The organism is Prauserella oleivorans, from assembly GCF_042685745.1.
Taxonomy (GTDB): domain Bacteria; phylum Actinomycetota; class Actinomycetes; order Mycobacteriales; family Pseudonocardiaceae; genus Prauserella_A; species Prauserella_A oleivorans.
The window spans coordinates 5,162,559-5,187,806 of record NZ_JBHUNT010000001.1 but is presented as its reverse complement, the minus strand read 5'-3'; the positions used below and the strand labels follow the sequence as shown (position 1 = coordinate 5,187,806).

General features: G+C 71.0%; 23 protein-coding genes. 15 read left to right on the top strand and 8 right to left on the bottom strand.

What is annotated here, in order from left to right; genetic code table 11:
• Nucleotides 1-2: 2 nt before the first annotated feature.
• The 3 genes from uraH to ACFSZT_RS25540 all read right to left on the bottom strand — a co-directional run bounded on the left by uraH (nucleotide 3) and on the right by ACFSZT_RS25540 (nucleotide 1,547).
• The gene (gene uraH / locus ACFSZT_RS25550; RefSeq protein ID WP_377384835.1) at nucleotides 3-326 is read right to left on the bottom strand and encodes a hydroxyisourate hydrolase; all 324 of its coding nucleotides are present in this window, start codon (nucleotides 324-326) and stop codon (nucleotides 3-5) included.
• A 224-nt stretch (nucleotides 327-550) separates the two neighbouring features.
• Nucleotides 551-1,024 carry a 2-oxo-4-hydroxy-4-carboxy-5-ureidoimidazoline decarboxylase gene (gene uraD, locus ACFSZT_RS25545; protein WP_377384837.1) on the bottom strand — a complete coding sequence of 158 codons (474 nt, stop codon included), beginning with the start codon at nucleotides 1,022-1,024 and terminating at the stop codon, nucleotides 551-553.
• A gap of 55 nt (nucleotides 1,025-1,079) precedes the next feature.
• Nucleotides 1,080-1,547: a helix-turn-helix domain-containing protein gene (locus tag ACFSZT_RS25540; protein WP_377384838.1), complete on the bottom strand. Its 468-nt coding sequence runs from the start codon at nucleotides 1,545-1,547 to the stop codon at nucleotides 1,080-1,082.
• A gap of 127 nt (nucleotides 1,548-1,674) precedes the next feature.
• Here ACFSZT_RS25540 and ACFSZT_RS25535 point away from each other — a divergent pair, with 127 nt between their 5' ends.
• From ACFSZT_RS25535 to gcl, 3 genes are read left to right on the top strand one after another with little or no spacing between them, the layout of a single operon-like run.
• Nucleotides 1,675-2,505: a hydroxypyruvate isomerase family protein gene (locus tag ACFSZT_RS25535; protein ID WP_377384840.1), complete on the top strand. Its 831-nt coding sequence runs from the start codon at nucleotides 1,675-1,677 to the stop codon at nucleotides 2,503-2,505.
• On the top strand, nucleotides 2,502-3,389 hold the full coding sequence (locus ACFSZT_RS25530; protein ID WP_377384842.1) for a 2-hydroxy-3-oxopropionate reductase: 888 nt from the start codon (nucleotides 2,502-2,504) through the stop codon (nucleotides 3,387-3,389). Before ACFSZT_RS25535 ends, ACFSZT_RS25530 begins: the two co-directional genes overlap by 4 nt.
• Nucleotides 3,390-3,399: 10 nt before the next feature.
• Nucleotides 3,400-5,100, top strand: a complete 1,701-nt coding sequence (gcl, locus tag ACFSZT_RS25525) for a glyoxylate carboligase (RefSeq protein ID WP_377384844.1) — start codon at nucleotides 3,400-3,402, stop codon at nucleotides 5,098-5,100.
• A gap of 9 nt (nucleotides 5,101-5,109) precedes the next feature.
• Here the strand turns inward: gcl and ACFSZT_RS25520 are convergent, their stop codons facing one another.
• Nucleotides 5,110-5,709 carry a cupin domain-containing protein gene (locus ACFSZT_RS25520; protein WP_377384846.1) on the bottom strand — a complete coding sequence of 200 codons (600 nt, stop codon included), beginning with the start codon at nucleotides 5,707-5,709 and terminating at the stop codon, nucleotides 5,110-5,112.
• A 125-nt stretch (nucleotides 5,710-5,834) separates the two neighbouring features.
• Here ACFSZT_RS25520 and ACFSZT_RS25515 point away from each other — a divergent pair, with 125 nt between their 5' ends.
• From ACFSZT_RS25515 to alc, 4 genes are all read left to right on the top strand, one after another.
• Nucleotides 5,835-7,358, top strand: a complete 1,524-nt coding sequence (locus ACFSZT_RS25515; protein WP_377384848.1) for an NCS1 family nucleobase:cation symporter-1 — start codon at nucleotides 5,835-5,837, stop codon at nucleotides 7,356-7,358.
• Entirely contained in the window at nucleotides 7,307-7,948 is a 642-nt protein-coding gene (locus ACFSZT_RS25510; RefSeq protein ID WP_377384850.1) for an aspartate/glutamate racemase family protein, read from the top strand. Before ACFSZT_RS25515 ends, ACFSZT_RS25510 begins: the two co-directional genes overlap by 52 nt.
• A 13-nt stretch (nucleotides 7,949-7,961) precedes the next feature.
• On the top strand, nucleotides 7,962-9,290 hold the full coding sequence (allB, locus tag ACFSZT_RS25505) for an allantoinase AllB (protein ID WP_377385252.1): 1,329 nt from the start codon (nucleotides 7,962-7,964) through the stop codon (nucleotides 9,288-9,290).
• Between the two features lie 61 nt (nucleotides 9,291-9,351).
• Nucleotides 9,352-10,383, top strand: a complete 1,032-nt coding sequence (gene alc, locus ACFSZT_RS25500) for an allantoicase (protein ID WP_377384852.1) — start codon at nucleotides 9,352-9,354, stop codon at nucleotides 10,381-10,383.
• A gap of 1 nt (nucleotide 10,384) precedes the next feature.
• Here alc and ACFSZT_RS25495 read toward each other — a convergent pair whose 3' ends face one another.
• Together ACFSZT_RS25495 and ACFSZT_RS25490 are read right to left on the bottom strand one after the other, a co-directional pair.
• Entirely contained in the window at nucleotides 10,385-11,077 is a 693-nt protein-coding gene (locus ACFSZT_RS25495) for a hypothetical protein (protein ID WP_377384854.1), read from the bottom strand.
• Nucleotides 11,078-11,212: 135 nt separating this feature from the next.
• On the bottom strand, nucleotides 11,213-12,019 hold the full coding sequence (locus tag ACFSZT_RS25490) for an IclR family transcriptional regulator (RefSeq protein WP_377384856.1): 807 nt from the start codon (nucleotides 12,017-12,019) through the stop codon (nucleotides 11,213-11,215).
• Between the two features lie 117 nt (nucleotides 12,020-12,136).
• On the opposite strand from ACFSZT_RS25490, the gene ACFSZT_RS25485 reads away from it, so the two are divergent.
• Both ACFSZT_RS25485 and ACFSZT_RS25480 read left to right on the top strand, forming a co-directional pair.
• A complete protein-coding gene (locus ACFSZT_RS25485; protein ID WP_377384858.1) occupies nucleotides 12,137-13,690 on the top strand; it encodes an SLC13 family permease in 1,554 nt (517 codons plus the stop codon).
• 42 nt (nucleotides 13,691-13,732) lie between these two features.
• A complete protein-coding gene (locus ACFSZT_RS25480) occupies nucleotides 13,733-15,718 on the top strand; it encodes an MmgE/PrpD family protein (RefSeq protein ID WP_377384860.1) in 1,986 nt (661 codons plus the stop codon).
• Nucleotides 15,719-15,808: 90 nt separating this feature from the next.
• On the opposite strand, the gene ACFSZT_RS25475 is transcribed toward ACFSZT_RS25480, so the two are convergent.
• Together ACFSZT_RS25475 and ACFSZT_RS25470 are read right to left on the bottom strand one after the other, a co-directional pair.
• A complete protein-coding gene (locus ACFSZT_RS25475; protein ID WP_377384862.1) occupies nucleotides 15,809-16,444 on the bottom strand; it encodes a (2Fe-2S)-binding protein in 636 nt (211 codons plus the stop codon).
• Nucleotides 16,441-17,262 carry a putative RNA methyltransferase gene (locus tag ACFSZT_RS25470; RefSeq protein ID WP_377384864.1) on the bottom strand — a complete coding sequence of 274 codons (822 nt, stop codon included), beginning with the start codon at nucleotides 17,260-17,262 and terminating at the stop codon, nucleotides 16,441-16,443. The genes ACFSZT_RS25475 and ACFSZT_RS25470 overlap by 4 nt, the downstream gene beginning before the upstream one ends.
• A gap of 233 nt (nucleotides 17,263-17,495) precedes the next feature.
• Between ACFSZT_RS25470 and ACFSZT_RS25465 the strand changes: the two genes are divergently transcribed.
• From ACFSZT_RS25465 to ACFSZT_RS25440, 6 genes are all read left to right on the top strand, one after another.
• The gene (locus ACFSZT_RS25465) at nucleotides 17,496-18,809 is read left to right on the top strand and encodes an ammonium transporter (protein ID WP_377384866.1); all 1,314 of its coding nucleotides are present in this window, start codon (nucleotides 17,496-17,498) and stop codon (nucleotides 18,807-18,809) included.
• A complete protein-coding gene (locus ACFSZT_RS25460) occupies nucleotides 18,806-19,144 on the top strand; it encodes a P-II family nitrogen regulator (protein ID WP_377384868.1) in 339 nt (112 codons plus the stop codon). The genes ACFSZT_RS25465 and ACFSZT_RS25460 overlap by 4 nt, the downstream gene beginning before the upstream one ends.
• A 9-nt stretch (nucleotides 19,145-19,153) precedes the next feature.
• Nucleotides 19,154-21,475, top strand: a complete 2,322-nt coding sequence (locus ACFSZT_RS25455) for a [protein-PII] uridylyltransferase (RefSeq protein ID WP_377384870.1) — start codon at nucleotides 19,154-19,156, stop codon at nucleotides 21,473-21,475.
• Nucleotides 21,476-21,809: 334 nt separating this feature from the next.
• A complete protein-coding gene (gene ffh, locus ACFSZT_RS25450) occupies nucleotides 21,810-23,357 on the top strand; it encodes a signal recognition particle protein (RefSeq protein ID WP_377384872.1) in 1,548 nt (515 codons plus the stop codon).
• 3 nt (nucleotides 23,358-23,360) lie between these two features.
• The gene (locus tag ACFSZT_RS25445) at nucleotides 23,361-24,425 is read left to right on the top strand and encodes an amidohydrolase family protein (protein WP_377384874.1); all 1,065 of its coding nucleotides are present in this window, start codon (nucleotides 23,361-23,363) and stop codon (nucleotides 24,423-24,425) included.
• A gap of 64 nt (nucleotides 24,426-24,489) precedes the next feature.
• Nucleotides 24,490-25,224: a CPBP family intramembrane glutamic endopeptidase gene (locus ACFSZT_RS25440; protein ID WP_377384876.1), complete on the top strand. Its 735-nt coding sequence runs from the start codon at nucleotides 24,490-24,492 to the stop codon at nucleotides 25,222-25,224.
• Nucleotides 25,225-25,248 lie beyond the last annotated feature (24 nt).

Here is a 25,248-nt window from a genome sequence, read left to right as displayed (position 1 = left end):
GATCAGCTCCCTCGGTAGGTGGAGTAGGCGAACGGGCTCAGCAGCACGGGAACGTGGTGATGGGCCGCCGGGTCGGTGATGCGGAAGGTGACCGTGATCTCGGGGTAGAACGCGTCGGGGCCGAGGTAGGACGCGGTGTCGAACACCAGCCGGTAGACGCCCGCGGGCAGGCTGTCGGGGCCGAGTTCCCGGATCCGGCCGTCGTCGTCGGTCTCCGCGTACGCAAGCGGCGACCAGTCGTCGTCACGGGCGTCCAGGCGCACCGGGATCCCGGCCGCGGGTCGCCCCGTCGCGTTGTCGAGCACGTGTGTGGTGACGAGGCTCATGGCCCGACTCCTTCCGCCTGCGCTCCTTGGGCCTTGGTGGCCTTGCGATGCTGGGCGGTCGTCGTCGGGCGGCTCATGGCCTGACTCCTTCCGCCTGCGCTCCTTGGGCCTTGGTGGCCTTGCGATGCCGGTCGGTCGTCGTCGGGCGGCTCATGGCCCGACTCCTTCCGCCTGCGCTCCTTGGGCCTTGGTGGCCTTGCGATGCTGGGCGGTCGTCGAGTGACTCATGTGGACACCGCCTTGTCGAGGCGCAGCCGGGCGATCTTGACGAGTTCCTCGCCCGCGATGGTGAGTTCTGTTTCCGCCGTGTTACCGAGCCGTTTCTGCAGAATGGCGAGCAGTTCCGATCCGCTGCGACCATTCGCGCAGACGAGGAACACGTGCCCGAACCGCTTCTCGTACTCGGCGTTGGCGGCGCGGAACCGCTCCGCGTCCGACTCGTCCACACCGGACTGCTCCGCGCGTGAGTGACCACCGGCCGGCTTCTCGCCGATCCGCGGATGGGCGGCCATCGCCGCGTGGATCTCGGCCGGCTCCAGTGCCAGGTCGGCGGCGGCGAGCAGGGCGTTCCGGTCGGCATACGGGCGGCCGGCCAGCACCGTGTCCACCCAGCGTGGCACGGCGAGACAGTCCGTCAGCAGTGGACGGAGTCGATCGGAATCGGCGGAGTTGAACTCGGTCAGCCGGAGTTGGCTCATTCCGGGAAAACTAAGGCGATGCCTGCTGCCGAGTCAACATTTTGTTGAATTCTCGTCAGCCGCGGTTGAGATAGTTGTAGACAGTGAAGCGGGTGACACCGAGCAGTTCGGCCACCGCCGCCACGGATTTCCGCAGCTGGAAGGCGCCGCGTTCCTCGAGCAGCCGGACGGCGCGCTGCTTGCCGGGACGGTCCAGTTCGGCCAGCGTGCTGCCCAGTTCGGCCTCGACCTCGCGGACCATCCCGTCGAGCACGCTGCCCGTCTCCTGGCGGTCGGTGGCGGTGCTGCCGGGCGGCTGGACGCGCAGGGTGAGCCGGGTCGCGCCACTGTCGAGCGCGGCGCGGGCGATCGCGGGGAGGGCGCCGAGCACGGCGTCGGCGTCGCCGCGGGCGGACGTGCCCAGGGGTCCGAACTCTGTCCGCAGGCCGGCGAGCTCGGCGGCTTCACGGGCCTTGACGGCGTGGGCAGGCGGCTCCCCCTCGCCCCGGAACGGCTCGCTCGTGAACTCGGCTTCCAGCTCCACGCCTGCAACGTATCTCCCCGCGGGCCCGTTGACGAGTCCAGGATGACACCGTTACTGTCATAGTACGAAAACAAAGTTCCACATTACGAAATATCGTCGGATCAACGTGGATCGGAAGTGTGGTTCCATGGGCGGTCAATCGGGCGCGCGCCACGGCCTGCGCTACGACGTCAATCTCTCGATGCTCTTCACCGAACTGCCGGTGCTGCGACGGCCTGCGGCGGCCAAGGCCGCGGGCTTCGACGCGATCGAGTTCTGGTGGCCCTTCGGCTCGACCGCTGTTCCGAGCGACGCGGAGGTGGACGCCTTCGTCTCCGCCGTCACCGACGCGGGCGTGCGGCTGGTCGGGCTCAACTTCTTCGCCGGCGACATGCCCGCGGGCGACCGCGGGCTGATCTCCTGGGTCGGGCGGCAGTGGGAGTTCCGCGACAGCGTCGCCGTCGCCTTCGACATCGCGCGCAGGCTCGGCACCCGCACTTTCAACGCGCTGTACGGCAACCGGCTCCCCGGCGTCCAGCCGGCCGCGCAGGACGAGCTCGCACTGTCCACCTTGGACTGGGTGTGCGAGGAGGCGGCCGCGCTCGACGCCACCGTGGTGCTCGAACCGCTGTCGGCGGCGCCGCAGTACCCGCTGCACACGGCGGCCGACGCGTTCGCCGTGATCGACAAGGTCGGCAGGACCAACCTCACCCTGCTGGCCGATCTCTACCACCTCACCGTCAACGGCGACGACGTCGACTCCGTGATCGCCGAGCACACGGCGCGCATCGGTCACGTCCAGATCGCCGACGCCCCCGGCCGGGGCGAACCGGGCAGCGGGCAGGTCGACCTCGACGGTCACCTGGCCGCGCTCGAAGCCGCCGGATACCGCGGCTACGTGGGCCTCGAGTACAAGCCGACCAGCGACAGCGAGTCGTCGTTCGACTGGCTGCCGCGCGAGCGAAGGGCAGCGTCATGACACCGGTCAGAGATGTCGCATTCATCGGCCTCGGGATCATGGGCACCCCGATGGCCGCCAACCTGGTCCGCGCGGGCCACACCGTCACGGGGTACGACGTGGTGCCCGGGGCCGTCGAGCGACTCGTGGCCGCGGGCGGGCACGCCGCGACATCGGTCGCCGACGCCGTCGAGGGCGCCGGCGTCGTCATCACCATGTTGCCCAACCACCCGCAGGTGGAAGAGGTCGTCCTCGGCGCGGGCGGCGTCCTGGAATCGGCCAAGCCGGGCACGCTGCTCGCCGACATGAGCACGATCCGCCCGGAGACCTCGCTCCAGGTGGCGGCCGCCGCGGCGGAGAAGGGCATCCGGGTGCTCGACGCACCCGTCTCCGGTGGTGAGGCAGGTGCGAAGCAGGCCGCGCTGTCCATCATGGTCGGGGGCGAGGCGGCCGACTTCGAGGCGGCCAAGCCGTTGTTCGCCGCGCTCGGCACCACCATCGTCCACGTCGGACCCCACGGCGCCGGCCAGGTGGTCAAGGCGGCCAACCAGCTGGTGGTCGGCGGAATCTACGCGCTGGTGAGCGAGGCCATCGTGCTCATGGAGGGTTCCGGCGTCGACCCGAAGACGGGTCTCGACGTGCTGGCGGGCGGGCTGGCCGCCAACCGCATCCTCGACCTCAAACGCGAGTCGATGGTGGCGCGCCGGTTCGAGCCCGGTTTCCGCATCGACCTGCACCACAAGGACATGAGCATCGCGATCGCCGCGGCCCGGCAGGCCGACGTGTCCCTGCCGATGACCGGGCTCGTCGCCCAGCTCGTCGCCGCGGCCCGCGCCATGGGTCACGGCTCGCTCGACCACTCCGCACTGCTGAAGGTCACCGAGCAACTCTCCGGCCGAGGGTGAGGGGCGTGCCATGGCGAAGGTTCCCGTAATGCAGGCCGTCGTCGACGTGCTGGTCTCCGAGGGCGTCGACACCGCGTTCGGCTGCCCCGGCGCGGCGATTCTCCCGCTCTACCAGGCGATGCAGGGCAGCGCCATCGACCACCTCGTGGTCCGGCACGAGGAAGGCGCCACGCACATGGCCGACGGCTGGGCGCGCACCACCGGCAAGGTGGGGGTCGCGATCGGTACGTCCGGTCCGGCGGGCACCAACATGATCACCGGGCTCTACACCGCGCAGGCCGACTCCATCCCGATCCTGTGCATCACCGGGCAGGCGGTGTCGACGAAGTTGCACCAGGAGGCGTTCCAGGCGGTGGACATCGTCGAGATCGCCAAGCCGGTGACGAAGTGGGCGGTGCAGGTGAAGGAGGCCGCGCAGGCGCCGTGGATCTTCCGTGAGGCGTTCCGGATCGCGCGGTCGGGCCGGCCCGGCCCGGTGCTCATCGACCTGCCACTCGACGTCCAGAAGGAACGCATCGAGTGGGACCCGGCCATCGACGCGCCGTTCCCCGTAACCGTGCCCACGCCGTCGCCCGCGCGCGTGGAGCGCGCACTGGACATGCTCCTGGCCGCGCGCCGGCCGCTCATCCTGGCCGGTGGCGGGGTGGTGCTGGGCGAGGCGAGCGAACCCCTGCGCGCCGTCGCCGAACGGCTCGGTGTGCCCGTCGGCGTCACGCTGATGGGCAAGGGCAGCTTCCCGGAGGACCATCCGCTCTTCGCCGGAATGGCCGGGATCCAGACCTCCCAGCGGTGGGCGAACGCGGCGTTCCTCGAGTCGGACCTCGTGCTCGCGCTCGGCGCGCGCTTCGGCGACCGGCACACCGGCGCGCTGGACGTCTACCGGGGCGAGCGCAAGTTCGTCCACGTCGACATCGAGCCGACGCAGATCGGCAAGGTCTTCGGTCCCGACCTCGGCATCGTGTCGGACACCGGGGCGTTCCTCACGGCGTTGCTGCGGGCGATCGACGATCGGGGCGCGCCGATCGATCCGGGGGTGCCGGTGTGGGTCAACCGCATCGCCGAACTCAAACGCGAGCTGCCGCGGCGCGAGGACTTCGACTCGATCCCGATCAAGGCTCCGCGGGTGTTCAAGGAGATCAACGAGTTCTACGGCGAGGACGCCTACTTCGTCACCGCGATCGGGCTGTACCAGATCTGGTCGGGCCAGTTCCAGCGCGCGCACAAGCCACGGCACTACCAGGTGTGCGGGCAGGCGGGTCCGCTCGGCTGGGAGATCCCGGCGGCCATCGGCGTCAAGAAGGCCCGCCCGGACGCCGAGGTGGTGGGGGTGGTCGGCGACTACTCCTTCCAGTTCCTCGTCGAGGAGCTCGCGGTGGCCGCGCAGTACGACGTGCCGTTCGTGCTCATCATGCTGAACAACGAGTACCTGGGTCTCATCCGGCAGGCCGAGCGCGGCTACGAGATGAACTTCCAGGTCGACCTGCACTACGACGAGCGCGGCACGGACAACGTCAAGATCATGGAGGCCTACGGCTGCTCGGGCACGCGCGTGCTGGATCCCGGCGAGATCCGGCAGGCGCTGGAGTGGGCGCGCAAGGAGGCCGACCGCACGAGCCGGCCCGTGCTCGTGGAGATCATGATCGAGCGGGAGGCCAACGCCGCCATGGGTACCGCGCTGGACAACGTGGTGGAATTCGAACCGGCCCCGTGAGTTCGCGGGCTAGGGCAGGTTGACCCACACCGCGACGGCGGGAACGTCGCCCGTGTTGCGGATGCGGTGCGGCGTGGTCGAGGGGAACCGGATCGAGTCGCCTGGGCCGAGCTCGTAGCGTTCGAAGCCGATGTCGAGGGTGAGCGTTCCGGAGAGCACGCTGCCCATCTCGTGGCCGCTGTGCCGCAGGTACTCGGCGTCCTGACTCGAGCTCGACCCCGGCGGGTACACCGACTCGAAGATCTCCACCCCCGGGATCGGCACCGGCGTCAGCCTGCGGTACTCCACGCCGTGCCCCAGCGACAGCGCGGGGACGTCGCCGGACCGGGCGAGAACCACCTCGTCGGGTTTCACCTCCACCGGCTCGGCCGCCGCCGGTGCCGGCACGTCCTCGCCGAAGGCCGCGGCCAGCGGCACCTGAAGGATCGACACGATCTGAAACAGCCGGGTCACCGACGGCCGCATCTTGCCGCGCTCCATCTGCGACAGCGCGCTCGGACTGATGCCGAGTGCGGTGGCGAGCGCACGCAGCGACATTCCGCGCTCGAGGCGGAGTGCCCGGATCCGGGCCCCGAGTTCCTCGTCGTCGGGCGGCGCGCCGGGGAGCATGCGGCCAGTCTACGAGGCTGTTACACCGCTGGGGCGGGTTGTTACGTGAAGGAAACCCTTCACGAACTGTTCAGTTATAGCTTCACTCTCGCTACGCTGAACACACCCGAGCCCGGAGGACGGCGATGGCCACTCCCGCACGCACGACAGCAGAGCACCGTCCGGCAGTACCCCACTCCTACGCGTCGCACCTGTACAACGCCGATCTCGCACCCGCGGGCAAGCGCACGTGGGGCACCTACAGCATCTTCGCGCTCTGGATGGCCGACACCCACGCCATCAGCAACTACACCTTCGCCGCCGGCCTCTTCGTGCTCGGTCTCACCGCGTGGCAGGTCTTTCTCGCGTTGCTCGTCGGCATCACCATCGTCTACGCCGGCATGAACCTCATGGGGCATGCCGGGCATCGCACGGGCGTCCCGTTCCCCGTGCTGGCCCGGGTCAGCTTCGGCGTGTACGGCGCCAACATCCCCGCCCTCGTCCGGGCGATCATCGCCATCGCCTGGTACGGCATCCAGACCTGGCTGGCCTCGGTGGCGCTTGTCGTGCTCGCCGTCCAGCTGTGGCCGGGCCTGCGGCCCTACACCACCAACGACGTGCTCGGACTGTCCACAGTGGGCTGGGCGGCGTTCGGTCTGATGTGGCTGATCCAGCTCGTCATCCTGTCGCGTGGCATGGAGACCATCCGCAAGGTCCAGGACTGGGCCACCGGACCGCTCGTGTGGGTCATCATGCTGTTCCTCGCGGGCTGGTTGCTCGTGAAAGCCGACTTCGACATCTCGCTCACCGACAGCCTCACCGATCTCTCGCCGGGGCAGCAGCTGCACCAGAGCGTGGCCGCCGTGGGGCTGACGATCGCGACCTTCATGACGCTGATCCTCAACTACGCCGACTTCGCGCGGTTCACCACGTCGCATCGCGCCTACCGGGTCGGCAACCTGCTGGGCCTGCCGCTGAACTTCTCGCTGTTCGCGCTGGCTTCCGTGCTCACCACCGCGGGCGCGATCGCGGTGTTCGGCGAGGCGATCACCGAGCCGGTGGAGATCGTCGCGCGGATCGACAACCCGTGGGTCACGGTCGTCGGCGCGCTGACGTTCATCACCGCGACGGTCGGCATCAACATCGTCGCCAACTTCGTCTCGCCCGCCTACGACCTGGCCAACCTCGCGCCCAAGTACCTCACCTTCAAGCGCGGCGGGCTCATCAGCGCGGTCCTGGCGATTCTGGTGATGCCGTGGGAGCTCTACTCCAACCCCGTCGTCGTCAACTACTTCCTTGGCGGCCTCGCCGCATTCCTCGCCCCGCTGGTCGCGATCCTGCTCGTCGACTACTACTTCGTCCGGCGCGGCCGGATCGACCTGGACGAGCTGTTCACCGCCGAGCCCGCGGGCGCCTACTACTACCGCCGGGGCGTGAACCCGGTGGCGCTGCAGGCGTTCGTCCCCGCGGCCGTGGTGTCGGGCGTGCTCGCCCTCGTGCCGGCGTTCTCCGTCGTGTCCCCGTTCTCGTGGGTGCTCGGGGTGGTCATCGCCGGAGTGATCTATTACCGGCGCAGCGCGACGATTCGCGTGGCGCCCCTGCCCAGTGAGGTGATCAGTTGCGCATCCTCGTCGTCAACCCCAACCGAGTCGAGGCCTGCACCGAGCTGATCGGCGCGGTCGCCGCCGGCGCGGCCGCACCGGGCACCGAGGTCGTGGCGACCGCCCCGGCCTCGGGCCCCGTCGTGCTCAGCGGCCGCCCTGAGGTGCTGCGCTCGGCGATGGGCGTGCTCGACCGCGTGGAGGAGCTCGGGCAGGACGCCGACGCGATCGTGCTGGCCGGCTTCGGCGAGCCGGGCCAGGAGGCCGCGCAGGAGCTCGCCGGCAAGCCGGTGCTCGACATCACCGAGTGCGGGCCCGCGCTGGCCCAGCTGCTCGGCAGGCGCTACGCCGTGGTGACTTCGACCGAGGAGGCCGTGCCGGTGGTCGAGGACCGGCTGCACGCGCTGCACCTCGACGGCCGCTGCGCCGGGGTGCTGCCGACCGGGCTCGGGGTGCCGGAGCTCGTCGGACGCCGCGAGGACGCGCTCGCGGTGGTCACCGACGTGGCCAAGCGAGCCGACGCCGACGTCGTCGTGCTGGGGTGTGGTGGCATGGCGGGGATGGCGCCCGCGGTGCGGGCGGCCGTCGGTGTACCGGTGGTCGATCCGGTCGCCGCCGCGGTGCGGTTCGCCGAATCGGTCGTGGCGCTCGCAGAATAGGGAGATGAGCAGGATGGACCTCGTGATCCGGGCACCCCGGGCCGTCACCCCCGACGGCGAGACGGCGTGCAACGTCGGCGTGTCCGGTGGCCGGATCGCCACCGTCGAGCCCTACGACGCGGAGATCCCGGCCGAGCGGGTGGTGGAGCTCGGCGACGACGTCGTGCTGCTCCCCGGACTCGTCGACACGCACGTGCACGTCAACGACCCCGGCCGCAGCGAGTGGGAGGGCTTCGAGACCGCGACGCGCGCCGCCGCGGCGGGCGGGGTCACCACGATCGTCGACATGCCGCTCAACAGCCTGCCGCCTACGGTCGACGTCGCCGCACTGGAGGTCAAACGCAAGACGGCGCTCGGGCGCGTGCACGTCGACGTCGGGTTCTGGGGCGGCGCGGTACCGGGCAACCGGGCCGAGCTGCGGCCGCTGCACGACGCGGGCGTGTTCGGCTTCAAGTGCTTCCTCCTGCACTCGGGCGTCGACGAGTTCCCGCCTCTCGACGACGCCGGACTCGAGGCGGCGATGCGCGAGCTGAGCAGCTTCGACGGCCTGCTCATCGTCCATGCGGAGGACGCCGACACCATTGAGCACGCACCCGCGCCGCACGGCCCGCGCTATGCCGACTTCCTCGGCTCCCGGCCCCCGGCCGCCGAGACCACCGCGATCGCGCGCGTGATCGAGCTGGCCGGACGAACCGGTGCCCGCGTGCACATCCTGCATCTCGCCTCGGCGGAGGCGATCCCGCTCATCGAGCGCGCGCGGCGGGACGGTGTGGCGGTGACCGCCGAGACGTGCCCGCACTACCTGAGCTTCACGGCCGAGGAGATCGGAGACGGCGCCACGCAATTCAAGTGTTGCCCGCCGATCCGGCAGGCGGGTAACCGGGAGCGGCTGTGGCAGGGGCTTGCCGACGGCGTGATCGACTGCGTGGTCAGTGACCACTCGCCGTGCACGCCCGAGCTGAAGCGCTTCGACACCGGCGATTTCGGTCAGGCGTGGGGTGGCATCGCGGGCCTGCAGGTCGGTCTTCCCGCAGTGTGGACGGGCGCGCGGCAGCGCGGGTTCACGCTCACCGACGTGGTGCGCTGGATGGCGCAGCGGCCGGCCGAACAGGCCGGGTTGCGCCGCAAGGGCCGTCTCGCCGAGGGATTCGACGCCGACTTCTGCGTGTTCGCGCCCGACGAGGCGTTCGTCGTGGACGCGGCGAAATTGCGCCACCGTAACCCCGTCAGTGCCTACCACGGCAGGCCGCTGGCCGGTGTGGTCCACTCCACCTGGCTGCGCGGCAGGCGGATCACCGGCGACGAGCCCCACGGCAGGTTGCTGACCAGGGATGCGCGATGACCCGGGCAGCCGGGTGCGGGTGTTCCGCACAACACGGGTCCGGGTGCACGACACAGGAGGCATGGTGACCGATCGTCCGGAGTGGACAGCACTGACCGATCTGGCGTCGCGGCGGTCCGGAGGCACCGTCATGTGGGCCAGCGACGAGCTGTTCGCCGAGAAGGAGAACCTGATCAACCCGTGGACGCCGCGTCACCAGCCGGAGACGTTCGGTCCCAAGGGGCAGGTCTACGACGGCTGGGAGACGCGGCGGCATCGCGAACCCGGTGACGACCAGGCGATCGTCCGGCTCGGCCTGCCCGGCGTGATCTCGGGTGTCGTCGTGGACACGGCGTTCTTCAAGGGCAACTACCCGCCGTTCGTGTCGGTGGAGGCGTGCGCGCTGCCCGGGTATCCGAGCGCGGCCGAGGTGGCGCAGGCGGAGTGGGACACGCTGGTCGCGCGGCAGCCGGTGTCCGGCCACGCGGAGAACTTCTTCCCCGTCGGCTCGCCGCGCCGCTACACCCACGTGCGGCTGACCATGCATCCGGACGGCGGGATCGCGCGGCTGCGCGTGCACGGCGAGGTGATCCCGGACCCGGCGCTGCTGGACCTCGACGCGCTGGACCTGGCGGCGCTGGAGAACGGCGCGGTGTGTACCGGGTGCAGTGACATGTTCTATTCGTCGCCGAACAACCTGCTCGCGGCGGGACTCGCGGCGAACCAGGCCGAGGGCTGGGAGACGGCGCGCAGGCGCGACGGCGGCAACGACTGGGCCATCGTGCGGCTCGCCGGCGCCGGCGTCGTCCGGTTCGCGGAGCTGGACACCAGCAACCTTCGCGGCAACGCCCCCGGCTGGGCTTCCCTGTCCGGAACGTCCGACGTGGACGCGGTTGCCGCCATGGACGACCGGGACGCGTGGTTCGAGCTGCTGCCCACGACGCGGCTGCAGCCCGACACACGGCACCGGTTCGTCGTGCCGGCCGCGCGCGAGGCGACCCACGTGCGGCTCGACATCTACCCCGACGGCGGCATGGCACGGCTGCGCCTGTTCGGGGCGCTGACCGACCGCGGCCGCAAGGACCTCCAGGAGCGCTTCGACGCCGCGTCGTGAGTCAGCGGAGGTCGTAGGGAAACTCGATGCCCTGCGACCAGCCGTCGCCGAGGACGAGCAGGCCGTGGTCGTGCAGTCCGACCACGTCGAATGTGCAGGAGTAGGTCATGTTCCGGCCGAACCTGGCGGGAGGATTCTCGCTGACCATCATCCCGCCCTGGCCGTCGAGTTCCTCGCCGGTGTCCGGGTCCATGCTGCCCGCCGAGTCGCAGAAGTACGAGTAGAGCACCTCCTCGTTCACGGCGTCGTCGCTTCCGGTCTCGACGGTTGTGGAGACCCGCACGGTCGGCTCGCCGTCGAAGGCAGGTTCGCCGCGCGAGATCTCCGTGAGGGTGACAATGGTCGTGCCGGGGCCGCCGGTTTCTTCCCCCGGCGGGGAGAGGGTGAACGCTCGGCCGACGTCGCCAAGCGCGTTTCCGGTCAAGGCGTTCGTCGCATCGCCGGCCTCGGTCGCGGAGGCGTCGACCGACTCGCTGGATGAGGTCGACTCCGTGGTGGTCGGTGGACTGTCTGCGGCGGCGGCCTGGCCGGGTGTCGTCGGCCGAGGGGCATCGGTGGTCCGAGGGGTACCGCCACACGCGGTCAGGAGGGCGAGAGCGCCGGCCAGCATCGCGATGGCGGTCGTGGATTCGCGCCCCTTGCCCCGGCGGGTGTGTGGATTGCGGGCAGGGCGAACGGCGGAGGGAATGCTCATGGATGACTTTCGCGAGTATGCGCGCCCACGTGGGCGCGGCATCGACCCCGTCGTGTCGATCAAGGCGATCGTTACACGCCGTGACTCGACAGGCGCGCAAGGACCTCCAGGAGCGCTTCGACGCCGCGTCGTGAGTCAGCGCGCGTTCTCCTGTGGACTGTGCCCGAGTCGTGAGGAGAGCGTCGCCGCGGCTTCCCGCATGGCCGGTGTCATGGCCACCAGCTCCTCCCGGCCGGCGCGCACCGCGGGCACCGACACGCTCAACGCCGCCACGACCGCGTTCGTGTGGTCCCACACCGGCACCGCCACGGCGACGACGCCGGGGACGCGCTCCTGCAGCGAGATGGCGTAGCCGTCCCGCCGGATGTCGGCGAACTCGTCCTTCAGTCGGGCGGCGATGTCCGCGTCGGAGCGCTCGAGTTCGGCGAGCACGCCTGCCGAGACGTCCTCCGGCGCGTGGGCGAGCAGCAGCTTGCCGGGCGCGCCCTGGTACGGCGGTTTCGCGGCGCCGAGGTCGGTGTAGGTCCGGCGCAACGCCTGCAGCGACTCCACCTGCGCGATGGTCCGGCGGCTCGGCAGCGAGTCGAGGATGTGCAGGCCCACCGTCTCGCCGGTGCGGTCGCGCAGCCAGGTCATCACGGGGCGGGCCTGGACGTCCAGGGACAACTGGTCGCGGGCGGCCTCGGACAGCCCCAGCAGGCGGGGGCCGAGCGAGTACGCGCTGGAGTCCGGGACCTGGGCGAGCATGCCGTGTGCGGCCAGCGCGCTCACGAGGCGATGGGTGGTGCCCCGGGACAGTCCGGTGTGCTTGGCCAGTTCGCTGATCCCGATCACGGGACGCGCTCGAGAGAACGCCGTGAGGATGGCCACGGCACGGTCGATCGACTGCACTCCGGACGCGCGCCCGGCGGTGTCGTCCACGGCGTCTTCCCCTGCGTTCACGGTGCTCAGCCTAACGATGCGCCCCTGCGCCCGAGCTTGCGCGGGCGGCGGCCCACCGCCTAAGGTGCCCGTAATACGAAACGCAATATCGCATCGTGGGCACCCAATGGAGGGCGCATGAAGACTCGGGACCGCAACGACGCGGCACCGCCGGCGGCGGACCGGCAGCACCGTTTCGACGCGATCAGAGGGCAGGCCGGGCTGGTGCTCGGGCCCGTGTTGTTCGCTGTCGTGCTGCTGACCACGGGTGGACTGCCGTGGGAACAACGAGCACTCGCCGGCGTCCTCGCGCTGGTCGTCGTCTGGTGGGTGAGCGAGGCGATCCCGCTGGCCGCGACCGCACTCCTCGCGATCGTGCTGTGCGTATTCCTCGGAGTCGCCGACGAGGACACGGTCTTCGGCGCGTTCGGCAACGACACGATCTTCACGTTCCTCGGCGGGTTCGTGATCGCGCGGTCCATGACCGTGCACGGCCTCGACCGGCGCATCGCGTTGCGGGTCCTGTCGGTGGGAGCGGTCGTGCGATCCCCTGCCCGCACGGTGATCGGCTTCGGCGCCATGGCCATGGTGATCTCGGCGTTCATCTCCAACACCGCCACCGTCGCGATGCTGTTCCCCATCGGCCTCGGCATCGTCGGTGCCGTGAGTGCGATCAGCCAGGAGAACGGCGGCCAGGACCTGCGCCACTCCCGCTGGGCCGTCGCCTTGATGCTCGTGATCGCCTACGGCGCGTCGATCGGCGGCCTGCTCACCCCGATCGGCGCGCCGCACCAGCTCATCGGCCGCGACCTGATCGAGGAACAGACCGGCCTCACCATCAACTTCGTGGAGTGGGTGCTGCTGTTCGCGCCGATCGTGCTGGTCATGTTCGTCGTCCTGTGCCTGGTGCTGCTCCGGCTCAACCGGCCCGAGGTCAGCACACTCGACGGTGCGCGCGAGTACGTCGTCCGGCAGCGGACGGAGCTGGGCCGGTTCTCCCGCGGTGAGCTGAACACGTGTGTCGCGTTCGCGCTCGCCGTGCTCCTGTGGACAGCCCCGGGCGTCGCGAGCCTGATTCTCGGTGACGACAACGGGATCGTGACGTGGCTGCACGAGCACGTCACCGAGGGCGTCGCCGCGATCTTCGCCGCGACGGTGCTCTTCCTGCTGCCCCTGGGCCGGGAGTCCGCAGGCCCCGGTGGTCGCCGCGCGGCGACGCTCAGCTGGCCCGAGGCCGCCAAGATCGACTGGGGCGTGATCCTGCTCTTCGGCGCGGGCACCGTGATCGGATCGCTGTCGTCGGAGACCGGGCTCGCCGACACGCTCGGGAGCGCGCTAGCCGATCGGTTCGGCGTCTCGTCCTTGACGGCCATCACCATCCTGGCCGCGGTCGCCGGACTCGTCATCTCGGAGACGACGAGCAACACGGCGAGCGCCGGGATCGTCGTGCCCATCGTCGTGCCGATCGCGGTGGCCGTCGGCGTCAACCCGTTGGTTCCCGGCCTCGTCGCGGCCGCGGCCGCCGGGTACGGCTTCATGCTGCCGGTGTCGACTCCGCCCAACGCGATCGTGTACGGCTCCGGACTGGTCCCGATGACGAGAATGCTCCGGAGCGGGTTCGTCTTCGACGTGCTCGGCGTGGCGGTCCTGGTCACCGGCGTCCTGCTCATGGCCCCCGTCGTCGGTCTCTGAAGCCCCGTCCATCTCATCGAACCTCAGTGAACAAGGAGAACCATGTCGACCCCGTTGGCCCAGCTCGCCCGGCTCATCAGCACCCACAGCAGGCAGCCGCTGCCTGCCGGGGTCACGGAACAGGCGCGGCGCACCCTCTTCAACGTGCTCGCCACCGCCGTCGGAGCGTCGCGCGAGCCGGGGATGGACGTCGTGGTGAGTGCCGCGTCGGGCTTCGGCGACGGCAAGAGTGCCGTGCCGGGGCGCGCCGAGCGTCTGCGCCCGCTCGACGCCGCGTTCGCGACGGGGTTCGCCGCGCACCTCGACGACTACGACGACACCCACCTCAGCACGGTCATCCACCCGGGCGCGGTGTGTCTGGCGGCCTTGACCGGACTGCAGGACGACGTCGCCGATCGCGATCGCGACGAGATCCTGTCCGCGTTCGCCTGGGGCGTGGAGGCGCAGTTGCGGCTGGGCGTCTCGGTGTCGCCGGAGCACTACGACGCGGGATGGCACATCACCGGCACCTGCGGCGCGGTCGGCGCGGCCGTCACGGCGGCGGTGCTGCACGGTCTCGACGCCGAGCGGCTCCAGGTGGCGCTCGAATGGGCCGTCGAGAGCGGGTTGGGCAACCGGGAGGGTTTCGGCTCCATGACCAAGCCGTTCCACCCGGGCAAGGCCGCGATGCGGGGACTGCGCGCGGTGCGGGACGCGATGGCGGGTGCCCCCGGCCCCGGCGACACACTGACCGGGCCGGACGGTTTCGTGGCGCGGCTCGCGCGGGGGGCGTTCGCCGAGGGTGCCCTGCTGGACGAGATGGGCTCGCGCTGGGAACTGCTCGACAACACCTTCAAGCCGTATCCGTGCGGCATCGTGAGTCATCCGGCCATCGAGGCGGCCGAGGCGCTCCACCGGCCGCTCGCGGACCACGGGGGCTCCGAGCGAGTGGCGGCGATCCACCTCCGGTGCCACCCGCTCGTGCCCGAACTGACCGGCAACACCGCACCGGTGGACGGCCTGCAGGCGCGCTTCTCCACGGCACACGGCGTCGCGGCGGGACTGCTCACCGGCCGGGTAGACCTCACCGGCTACGCCACCGAGCTCGTGGTGTCCGCACCGGCGCAGCGGCTGCGCTCGCTCGTCACCTTCGACGCGACGCCCGACTGCGCCCGCGACGCGGCCGGGCTGCGGGTGGTGCTGACCGACGGCACCGTGCTGGAACACGACGTCAGCCACGCCAAGGGCAGCCTCGCCCGGCCGCTCACGGACAAGGAACTCGGGGTGAAGGCCGAAGGACTGGTGGCGCGGGTGCTGCCGGACGGCGCCGCCGGGCTGGAGGCCGCCACGCGCCGCGAAGGGCCGGGCTACCTGCGCGGGCTGCTCACCGCGTGTGCGCCGGCCGACGGACAACGGCGTGCCGCACCCGTGCCCGCCCACGCCGAGCCGGACGACGACACGGAGGACCAGCGGCTCGCGCGGTGGCTCGCGGCAGGCGCACCGGACGAGACCGGGCAGGAGCCCGGGCTCGGCACCGTCGTCGACGAGGCGGTCCGTGCCGCCGCCACAGTCGGGGCAGAGGACGAGCGCGAGCGTGCGGGCGCCGTCGCGGCACGGCTCGTCGAGTCCGGTCACCCCGTGACCACGGCCGCCGCGGCCGCTGCCGTGCCGGGCGGCGAACTGTCCGGTGTGGACGCCGAGCGGGCGGTCGGGACGGCACTGGCGGTCGCGTCCCGGCTCGCCACGCGGCTGGACGTGCCCGTCCACCGGCTGCCGGTGCTCGCGGCGACCGTCACGGCCACGCTGGCCCGCAGGCTCCCCGCGGGCGCGGCGCTGGCCGCGCTCGGGCTCGCCGCCACCCAGACGACCACCGTCGCCGGCACCGCCACGGGCGGCACCATCGACGCCCTGCGGGCGCGGCACGCGGCCTGCGACGGCGTCGAGGCGGTCACCCTGGCCCGGCACGGCCTCACCGCGCCGCGCAACCCGTTCACCGGTCGCCGCGGGCTGCTGAGCCTGCTGGGCGTGCGGGAGGAACCGGCGCTTTGAGCGGGTGGATCCGGCACCGCGCCGGCGCCGCGCCAGGCCGTGGCCGCCGGGCCGGCGCCGGTCCGGCCGGCGAGTCCGAACGCGACAGTCCTAGCCGAGCAGGGAGCGAAGCCGCCGTTCCCGCTCGGCCGGGGTCTGCCGTGGACAGCTCGCGCACTTCTGACCGCCGGGGATCTCGTAGATCAGGCAGCAGGACGTCCGGCGGACCACCGGACGTCCGCCGACATCGGCGAACCGCGGCCTGGGCATCGGCCTGTCTATCACCTCTCCGAGCTCGTCCGCCAGCCGCATCGCGCGCTCGGCGTCGCCGACCGCCGAGCCTGCCCACAGCAACCGGTTGGCGATGGAGTCCGCCGCGATCGCCCACAGCGATTGCGGCGTGGCTCCGCAGACGGTGGCGAGGGCGTCCACCGCCTGCCCGATCGCCCGCGCCAGTGCCGCGCCCAGCGCCTCGGTGTCCCGGCCGAGGACGCGTTCGGAGTGCGCGTCGAGGTAGCGCCCGTCGGGATGCACGTCGAGCACCACCGCGTCCAGTGCCGGGTCCCGCGCCGTCCCGGTGTGCACGAACGGTTCGAGCGCGGGAGCCACGAGCACCGACGACGCCGAATACCACCGGATCGTGCCGAGCACCCGGTCGCCCACCGCGCCGTACAACCGCGCCGCCCTGCCGAGATCCTCGCGCAGCCATGCCGGATCGGCGAGCACGGTCGCGGACACCTCGGTCATGGCAGCCTCCGGAACACCGACACCTGGAACGCCGTGGTGACCTGCACGCTCTCGGTCAGCCGGTCCAGCGCTTCGCCGAGCCCGTCCCGGTGCAGATGATGCGCGTTCGGCCCCATGAGCACCAGCTGCCGCACGTCGGCGGGCGCGAGCGACACAGTGCGAGCGGTCTCGGCCCGGTCGGCCAGCTCGAACCGGCCGGAGAGGGCCTCGGCGAGCCGGTGTTGTTTGTCGCCGGCGATGTCGAGCAGCGGCAGCCGCTGCGCCAGTTCGGCGAGGTGCCCGGGTCCGGGCGCCGCCACGACGAGCAGACCGCCGGGCCGCAGCACGCGCTGGAACTCGCCGGGATTGCGGGGCGCGAAGACGTTGAGCACCACGTCGGCGACCTCCGAGGCGACCGGCCATGGTTGCCAGAGGTTCCACACGGCCGCCCCGATCCGCGGATGCGCCCGTGCCGCCCGGCGCAACGCCGGTGCCGACACGTCCAGCGCCAGCCCCGCCGCCCGCGGCACGCGGTCGAGCACGCGCGCGAGGTAGTAGCCGGTTCCGGCGCCCGCGTCGACCACCAGCTCGTGTTCGCCGTGCCCCGTCACGCACTCGGCCAGCAGGTCGGTGAGCGGCTCGTACCACCCGCCGGAGAGGAAGCCGGCGCGCGCCGCGACCATCTCGGTCGTGTCCGCCGTCCCCGCGTCGACCCTCGCATGGAGCAAGTTGACGTAGCCCTGCTTCGCAATGTCGAACGAGTGGCGCCGTTCGCAACGCAGCGACTGGTTCACCGGATGGAGTGGCTCTGCGCAGATGGAGCAGCGCAACGCGTCCATGACAACGGACGGTAACGAGTTTCCGAGCGCCTTACGCGAGGTCACGGGACATATTCGACCACGACGTTTCGCAACCGGACGTATTGCCCCTGGTGGGGAGAAACGCAGACGTAACATGGCCGCCTGTTTGCTTCACGCTCTCGAAACCTGAGAAGCCATTCCGTGCAACACGCCTTCTCGATGCTGTGCCGCAATTGCGAGTTCGGCGATACGGCTCTCGAAGGAGGAGAAGCGTGCAAGGAGATACGGCCTGGTTGCTCACCAGCGCCGCTTTGGTGCTGCTGATGACACCGGGACTGGCGTTTTTCTACGGTGGCATGGTCCGGTCGAAGAGCGTGCTGAACATGCTCATGATGTGCTTCGGCGCCATGGGCCTGATCGGGGTGCTGTGGGTCGTCTACGGCTACTCGGTGGCCTTCGGTAACGACGTCGGCGCCGGTCTGCTCGGTGACCCGTTCGAGGCGCTCGGTCTGTCCGGGCTGATGGGCGGCGACGCGCTGAGCACCACGGGCTTCGCGGCGTTCCAGGGCATGTTCGCGATCATCACGGTCGCCCTGATCGCCGGTGCCGTCGCCGACCGCATGCGGTTCGGCGCGTGGCTTCTGTTCGCCGGCCTGTGGGCCACGGTCGTGTACTTCCCCGTGGCGCACTGGGTCTTCGCGTTCGACAACGAGGACTCGGGCGTGGTCGGCGGCTGGATCGCCAACGACCTCGCGGCTCTGGACTTCGCGGGTGGTACCGCGGTGCACATCAACGCCGGTGCCGCCGCTCTCGCCCTGGCGCTGGTGCTCGGCAAGCGGCGCGGCTGGCCCAAGGAGCCGATGAAGCCGCACAACCTGCCCTACGTGATGCTCGGTGCGGGCCTGCTGTGGTTCGGCTGGTTCGGCTTCAACGCCGGTTCGGCGCTGGGGGCCAACGAGATCGCCGGTGTCGCGTTCGTCAACACTCTCACCGCGACCTGTGCCGCCATGCTCGGCTGGCTGCTCACCGAGCGGCTGCGCGACGGCAAGGCGACGAGCCTCGGTGCCGCCTCGGGCGTCGTGGCCGGCCTGGTCGCCATCACCCCGGCGTGTGCGTTCGTCGACACCTGGGGCGCGCTGTCCATCGGTGTGATCGCCGGCATTCTCTGCGCGCTGGCGGTGGGCCTGAAGTACCGCTTCGGTTACGACGACTCGCTCGACGTCGTCGGCGTCCACCTCGTCGGTGGTCTCGTCGGCACGGTGCTGATCGGCTTCTTCGGCACCACCAACGTCAACGAGGGCAGCGTCGACGGGCTGTTCTACGGTGGCGGTGCGGACCAGCTCGGCAAGCAGGTGCTCGGTGCGGTCGCGGTGCTCGCCTACTCCTTCCTGATCACCTCGATCATCGCCCTGATCATCAAGTTCACGATGGGCCTGCGGGTCTCCACCGAGGACGAGGTCGCCGGTATCGACGAGTCGGAGCACGCCGAGTCGGCCTATGACTTTGCCGGCAGCCGTGGTGGCCGGGCCGCGTCGGTCGAGACCGAGGCCGGCGGCGCGAAGAAGCTCGAGGAGACCAAGTCATGAAACTGATCACCGCCATCGTCAAGCCATTCACCCTCGACGACATCCGCTCCGCCCTCGAGCAGCTCGGTGTGCTCGGGATGACGGTCAGCGAGGTCCAGGGGTACGGCAGGCAGAAGGGCCACACCGAGGTCTACCGCGGCGCCGAGTACGCCGTCGATTTCGTGGCCAAGCTGAAGATCGAGGTCGTGACCGACGACGCCAACGTCGAAAAGGTGATCGACGCCGTCGTCAGCGCCGCGCACACCGGCAAGATCGGTGACGGCAAGGTGTGGGTCACCCCGGTCGACACCGTGATCAGAGTCCGCACCGGCGAACGCGGCGCGGATGCCCTCTAGGCGCGCGCAGTGGTCGTAGCGGGGCTTGTCGAGGCAGCCAACCGGCTGCTGGAAGGTCGGCACGGAAGGCTCGGCGCGACGGCATTGCGTGCCGCGCTGGTCGACCTGTACGAGTTCTGGCTGAGCAAGGCCGCCACGGCGGCCGGCATCGACGTCACAGGCACCGCGCCTGGTGGTGTCGCGCTGGCCGCCGTCGGCGGCCTCGGCCGTCGCGAGCTCGTACCGTTCTCCGATCTCGATCTGGTACTGGTACACAACGGACATCCGAACATCGGTGAGATCGCCGACGCGCTCTGGTACCCGCTGTGGGACGCGCGCGTGGGGCTGGATCATTCGGTGCGCACGCCGGCCGAGGCGCTCAAGGTCGCCTCGGAGGATCTGCGCACCGCCATGGGACTGCTCGACGGGCGGCATCTCGCCGGGGACGCCGAACTCACCTCGCGGCTCGTCTCGGCGGCCCGGGAACAGTGGCGGCGCACCGCCCGCAAGCGGCTTCCCGAGCTCGCCGAGGCCACCCGGGCGCGCTGGGCGCGCAGCGGTGAGATCGCACAGTCGGCGGAGCCCGATCTGAAGTACGGCCGCGGCGGATTGCGTGACCTCGGTCTGCTGGAGGCGTTCGCCGCCGCGCAGCTGATCGACCGTCCCGGCGAGGAACTGCGGGCGGCACGCGAACTGTTGCTGGACGTCCGCACGGAGCTGCGCCGCAATCTCCGTCGCGACCGGGACGTGCTCGGCGCGGCGGAGGCCGACGTGGTGGCGGCGGAGCTCGATCTGGGCGACCGGTTCACGCTCGCGCGCAAGCTCGCGGGAGCGGGCCGGGCGGTCGGGTACGCGGTGGACGTCGCGTTGCGCGCGGCTGTCGAACCGCCGAGGACTCGGTTCGGCCGCAGGCCGGCCAGGACACCGCTGGACGACGGCGTGGTCCTGCACGGCAACGAGGTCGCGCTCGCCCGCGACGCCGTTCCGGCCCGCGATCCCGGGCTGCTGCTGCGCGTGGCGGCGGCGTCGGCCCGGTCGGGCAAGCCGATCGCCCACGGAACGCTGCGCACCCTGGGCGATTCTGCCCCGGAACTGCGGGCGCCGTGGCCGGAGCCCGCACGACAGGCCCTCACCGAGCTGCTCGGCGCGGGCGAGGGACTGGTCGACGCCGTGGAGGCGCTCGACTGGACCGGGCTGTGGGCGCGGCTGTTCCCCGAGTGGGGCGCGGTCCGCGACCTGCCGCCCCGCGAGCCGGTGCACGCGTGGACCGTCGACCGGCACCTCGTGCAGACCTGTGTGGAGGCGGCCAAGCTCACCACCACCGTGGCGCGACCGGATCTGCTGCTGCTCGGCGCGTTGCTGCACGACATCGGCAAGGGGCGCGACACCGACCACTCCGAACTGGGCGCCAAGATCGCCGCGCACGTGGCCACCCGCATCGGACTGTCCGATGAGGACACCACGGTGGTGGCGGGCATGGTGCGGCATCACCTGCTGTTGCCGCACACGGCGACTCGCCGGGACATCAGCGAGCAGGAAACCGTCGAGCGGGTCGCCAAGACCATCGACGGCAACCCGCTGCTGCTGGACCTGCTCCATGCGCTGGCACAGGCCGACGCGCTCGCGACCGGCCCCGGCGTCTGGACGGAGTGGAAGGCGGGCCTCATCGCCGAGCTGGTCGGCCGCACGCGGCGGCTGCTGCACGGCAGTGCCTTCTCGGTGCCGGACCCGCTGGACGACACCCAGCGCGAACTGGTGGCCGAGGCGATCCGTACGACGAAGGGGCAAGTGCGGGTCACCGTGGCGGGCAACCTCGCGACGGTGGTGCTGGCCGTGCCCGCCAATGCCGAACTGCTCACACCCGCGGCCGGTGTCCTCGCGCTCAACTCGCTCGAGGTGCACACCGCGATGCTGCGCAGTCACGACGGCGGCCGGGTCGGCGTGTTCACCGCCTCGCCGCGGTTCGGCACCCTCCCGGACAGCACGCTGCTGCGGGAACAGTTCGCGCGCGCGGTCGCGGGCGGGCTGCCGCTGAGCCAGAAGCTGGCCGAGAAGGAGAAGGCCTACGAGGCCGCGCCGACGGTCGCCGTGGCGCCGAAGGTGCTGTGGTTCGACGACGAGACCGCCGGCTCCAGCACCGTCGTGCTCGAGCTGCGGGCCGCGGACCGTATCGGCCTGCTCTACCGCGTCGCCGGCGCACTACGCCGCTGCGATGCCGAGGTGCGCTGGGCGAAGGTGGCGACGCTGGGTTCCCGGGTCGTCGACTCGTTCGCCGTGACGCCGAGGCACAGCGGGGTCGACGCGGCGTGGCGACAACGGGTCGAGCAGGCCGTGCTCGCAGCGGCGTCGTGACCATCCTGACCTGGCCAGGGACCTTACGGAGACAGGGTGAGTGGTTCTACCTACGCACACTCCGGTGTCTTCACGCTGCCGGGCACCGGGCCACGGACGGCAAGCTGGGATCTGCCTCGGTAAGGCGCCCTGGCCGGCGAGACGATCGCCTGGTACTGGGGGTCTGGCGAACGCGCCGACCAGTGAGCGCCGACCGGGGCTGAGGACGCCGCCCGGCCGGTACAGGGGGAGCAGACCGGCCGGGCGGCCCCTCGGCAACGCCCGGCCAGTACCCTGGGATGTCGCCGGCCCGTGAGCCGGCTGAGTAACCACGACCTGCTGGAGCGTGCACCCCGTGTTCGACACACTCTCGGATCGGCTCACCTCGGTCCTGCAGAACCTCCGCGGCAAGGGCAAGCTCTCCGACGCCGACATCGACGCCACCGCGCGCGAGATCCGCATCGCGCTGCTGGAGGCCGACGTCGCGCTGCCCGTGGTGCGGGAGTTCATCAAGCACGTCAAGGAACGGGCCAAGGGCGCCGAGGTCTCCGAGGCCCTCAACCCGGCGCAGCAGGTCATCAAGATCGTCAACGAGGAGCTCATCGGCATCCTCGGTGGCGAGACCCGCAGGCTCAACCTGGCGAAGACCCCGCCGACGGTCATCATGCTGGCCGGTCTGCAGGGTTCCGGTAAGACCACGCTGGCCGGCAAGCTCGCGCAGTGGCTCAAGAAGCAGGGCCACGCCCCGCTGCTCGTCGCGTGCGACCTCCAGCGGCCCAACGCCGTCACCCAGCTGCAGGTGGTCGGTGAGCGCGCCGGCGTCCCGACGTTCGCCCCGGAGCCGGGCAACGGCATCGGCGACCCGGTGGACGTCGCGCGGCGCAGCATCGACGAGGCCAGGCGCGCCCAGCACGACGTCGTCGTGGTCGACACCGCCGGCCGGCTGGGTGTCGACGAGGAGCTGATGCGGCAGGCCGCCGACATCCGCGACGCCGTCCAGCCGGACGAGACGCTGTTCGTGGTCGACGCCATGATCGGTCAGGACGCCGTGACCACGGCCGAGGCGTTCCGCGACGGTGTCGGCTTCTCCGGTGTCGTGCTGACCAAGCTCGACGGCGACGCGCGTGGTGGTGCCGCCCTGTCCGTGCGGCATGTCACCGGCCAGCCGATCCTGTTCGCCTCCAACGGGGAGAAGCTCGAGGACTTCGACGTCTTCCACCCGGACCGGATGGCCAGCCGCATTCTCGGCATGGGCGACATGCTCACGCTCATCGAGCAGGCCGAGCAGGCGTTCGACCAGGAGAAGGCGGAGAAGGCCGCCGAGAAACTGGGCACCGGCGAGCTGACGCTCGAGGACTTCCTCGAGCAGATGCTGGCCGTGCGCAAGATGGGCCCGATCGGCAACCTCCTGGGCATGTTGCCCGGCGCGAACCAGATGAAGGACCAGCTCGCCCAGGTCGACGACAAGCACCTCGACAAGCTGCAGGCCATCATCCGCGGCATGACGCCCGCCGAGCGGGCCAACCCGAAGATCATCAACGCCTCGCGACGGCAGCGCATCGCCCGCGGTTCGGGCGTGGCGGTCCGCGAGGTCAACGACCTCGTCAACCGGTTCTACGAAGCCCGCAAGATGATGCAGCAGATGGCGGGCCGGTTCGGCTTCGGCGGCCCCAGCCCGACGAAGAAGCAGAAGAAGGGCAGGAAGGGGAAGAAGGGCAAGAACAAGGGCCCCACGCAGCCGAAGGTGCGGGGCGGCTTCCCCGGTATGCCCGGTGGCCTGCCGCCCGCGGGCGGTGGCGGCATGCCCGACCTCTCCCAGCTCGGCGGCGGGCTCAACGACCTGCCTCCCGGGTTCGACCCGTCCAAGCTCAAGCTGCCGAAGAACAAGGGCAAGAACAACTAGCTCATGTTCCATCTGCGGGGCGTCGTGCTGCCCGACGGCGGCGAGCGCGACATCTGGATCGAGGGCGGCCGGATCTCCTTCAGCCCGGTGGAGGGCGCGCGGACGCTGGACGGCGCCTTCCTCGTGCCCGGGCTGGTCGACGCGCACTGCCACCCGGGCATCGGGGTGGACGGCCCGACGACACTGGAGGAGGCGACCGAGCAGGCCCTCACCGATCGCGACGCCGGGACCCTGCTCATCCGCGACTGCGGCGTGCCGATCGACATCCGGCCGCTGCAGCAGCGGGCGGACCTGCCCAGGATCATCCGCTGCGGCAGGCACCTGTCGCTGCCGAAGCGCTACGTTCCCAAGCTCGGCGTCGACCTCGACCATCCGGAGCAGTTGCCCGACGCGGTCGCCGAGCAGGCGGCCGCGGGCGACGGCTGGGTCAAGATCGTCGGCGACTGGATCGACCGTTCCGTGGGCGATCTCGCGCCGTTGTGGCCGGACGACGTGCTCACCGAAGCCGTCAAGATCGCCCACGAGGCGGGGGCGCGGGTCACCGCGCACGTCTTCGGTGAGGACGCGCTGCCCGGCCTGATCGACGCCGGCATCGACTGCCTCGAACACGGCACCGGGCTCTCGGCGGACCTGCTCGGCCGGATGGCCCGCCAGGGCACCGCGCTCGTGCCCACCCTCGTCAACATCGAGAACTTCCCCGGCATCGCCGACCAGGCGGTCAAGTATCCGACGTACGCGGCACACATGCGGGCCCTGCACGCGGGCGTCACCGACATGGTCGGTGCGGCGCTCGACGCGGGCGTCGCCGTGTACCCGGGCACCGACGCGGGCGGGATGGTCGCCCACGGGCGGTTGCCGGACGAGGTGGAGGCGCTGCACCGTGCGGGCATGTCCCGGGAGCAGGCGCTGGCCTCGGCCTCCTGGGCCGCGCGCGAATGGCTCGGCCACGACGGCATCGCCGACGGCGCACCCGCGGACCTCGTCGTGTTCGACGCCGACCCGCGGGAGGAGTTGGCTGTGCTGCGCCATCCGCGCCACATCATCCTCCGCGGCGAGCTCGTCGGCTGACCCGCCGCGTTTCCGCGGTTACAGTGCGAGTGGGGGAGCGCACACACGACGCGGGGGAGCAGCGGTGGACCGCAGGGACGACAACCCGGCTCCCACCCGTGACGGTCTGGTTCTCGGCGCCCACTGGGGGTTCCTCGCGTTCTTCGCCGGCCTCGGCGGCTACTACCTGCTCTCGCTGATCTTCTCGGCGTTCCTCGCCGACGGCGGCTCCGGCACCCTCTCCCTGCCGAGCCTGGGGCCGCTGGTGCTGCTGGCGTTCGTGCCGAACATCCTGCTCGGCCTGGCACCGGCCGTGGGCTCGTGGCGGCTGGGGCGGGGACTGCGGGCCGACTTCGGTCTCGTGCCGACCGGCCGCGACGTCAAGGTCGGCCTGTACTGCGGCCTGCTCGCGCTGCTCACCGGCTACGTGCTCAACCTCGTGCTGATCCAGGTGTACGGCACGGAGCGGCTGTCCCAGCCGCTCGACGAGGTCTTCGGCGGCATCGCGTCCAGCCTCGGCTGGCTCGTCGTCGCCGCCGTGATCGTGTCGGTCGGCGCCCCGCTCACCGAGGAGTTGCTCGTACGCGGCGCGCTCTGGAACGGCCTCGCGCACCACCGGGTGCCACCGTGGGTGATCCTGGTGCTCACCGGACTCGTGTTCGCCCTGCTGCACAGCGAGCCCGCGCGCATGGTCGCGCTGTTCGGCCAGGGCATCGTCATCGGGCTGGCCCGGCTGCTCACCGGCCGGGTGGCGGCGAGCCTGGTCGCCCACGCCGCCAACAACCTCCCACCCGCTCTCCTTCTGCTCGGCGGGTCGTGAGCGCTGGCGGTGATCACAGTAGGC

What these genes read in the sequence shown, in the direction of transcription:
- ACFSZT_RS25535 (WP_377384840.1), top strand. Translation starts at nt 1,675, where the DNA reads ATGGGCGGTCAATCGGGCGCGCGCCACGGCCTGCGCTACGACGTCAAT.
- ACFSZT_RS25480 (WP_377384860.1), top strand. Translation starts at nt 13,733, where the DNA reads ATGTCGACCCCGTTGGCCCAGCTCGCCCGGCTCATCAGCACCCACAGC.
- gcl (WP_377384844.1), top strand. Translation starts at nt 3,400, where the DNA reads ATGGCGAAGGTTCCCGTAATGCAGGCCGTCGTCGACGTGCTGGTCTCC.
- ACFSZT_RS25495 (WP_377384854.1), bottom strand. Translation starts at nt 11,077, where the DNA reads ATGAGCATTCCCTCCGCCGTTCGCCCTGCCCGCAATCCACACACCCGC.
- ACFSZT_RS25530 (WP_377384842.1), top strand. Translation starts at nt 2,502, where the DNA reads ATGACACCGGTCAGAGATGTCGCATTCATCGGCCTCGGGATCATGGGC.
- allB (WP_377385252.1), top strand. Translation starts at nt 7,962, where the DNA reads ATGGACCTCGTGATCCGGGCACCCCGGGCCGTCACCCCCGACGGCGAG.
- ACFSZT_RS25475 (WP_377384862.1), bottom strand. Translation starts at nt 16,444, where the DNA reads ATGACCGAGGTGTCCGCGACCGTGCTCGCCGATCCGGCATGGCTGCGC.
- ACFSZT_RS25460 (WP_377384868.1), top strand. Translation starts at nt 18,806, where the DNA reads ATGAAACTGATCACCGCCATCGTCAAGCCATTCACCCTCGACGACATC.
- ACFSZT_RS25470 (WP_377384864.1), bottom strand. Translation starts at nt 17,262, where the DNA reads ATGGACGCGTTGCGCTGCTCCATCTGCGCAGAGCCACTCCATCCGGTG.
- alc (WP_377384852.1), top strand. Translation starts at nt 9,352, where the DNA reads ATGGTGACCGATCGTCCGGAGTGGACAGCACTGACCGATCTGGCGTCG.
- uraH (WP_377384835.1), bottom strand. Translation starts at nt 326, where the DNA reads ATGAGCCTCGTCACCACACACGTGCTCGACAACGCGACGGGGCGACCC.
- uraD (WP_377384837.1), bottom strand. Translation starts at nt 1,024, where the DNA reads ATGAGCCAACTCCGGCTGACCGAGTTCAACTCCGCCGATTCCGATCGA.
- ACFSZT_RS25445 (WP_377384874.1), top strand. Translation starts at nt 23,361, where the DNA reads ATGTTCCATCTGCGGGGCGTCGTGCTGCCCGACGGCGGCGAGCGCGAC.
- ACFSZT_RS25485 (WP_377384858.1), top strand. Translation starts at nt 12,137, where the DNA reads ATGAAGACTCGGGACCGCAACGACGCGGCACCGCCGGCGGCGGACCGG.
- ACFSZT_RS25515 (WP_377384848.1), top strand. Translation starts at nt 5,835, where the DNA reads ATGGCCACTCCCGCACGCACGACAGCAGAGCACCGTCCGGCAGTACCC.
- ACFSZT_RS25520 (WP_377384846.1), bottom strand. Translation starts at nt 5,709, where the DNA reads ATGCTCCCCGGCGCGCCGCCCGACGACGAGGAACTCGGGGCCCGGATC.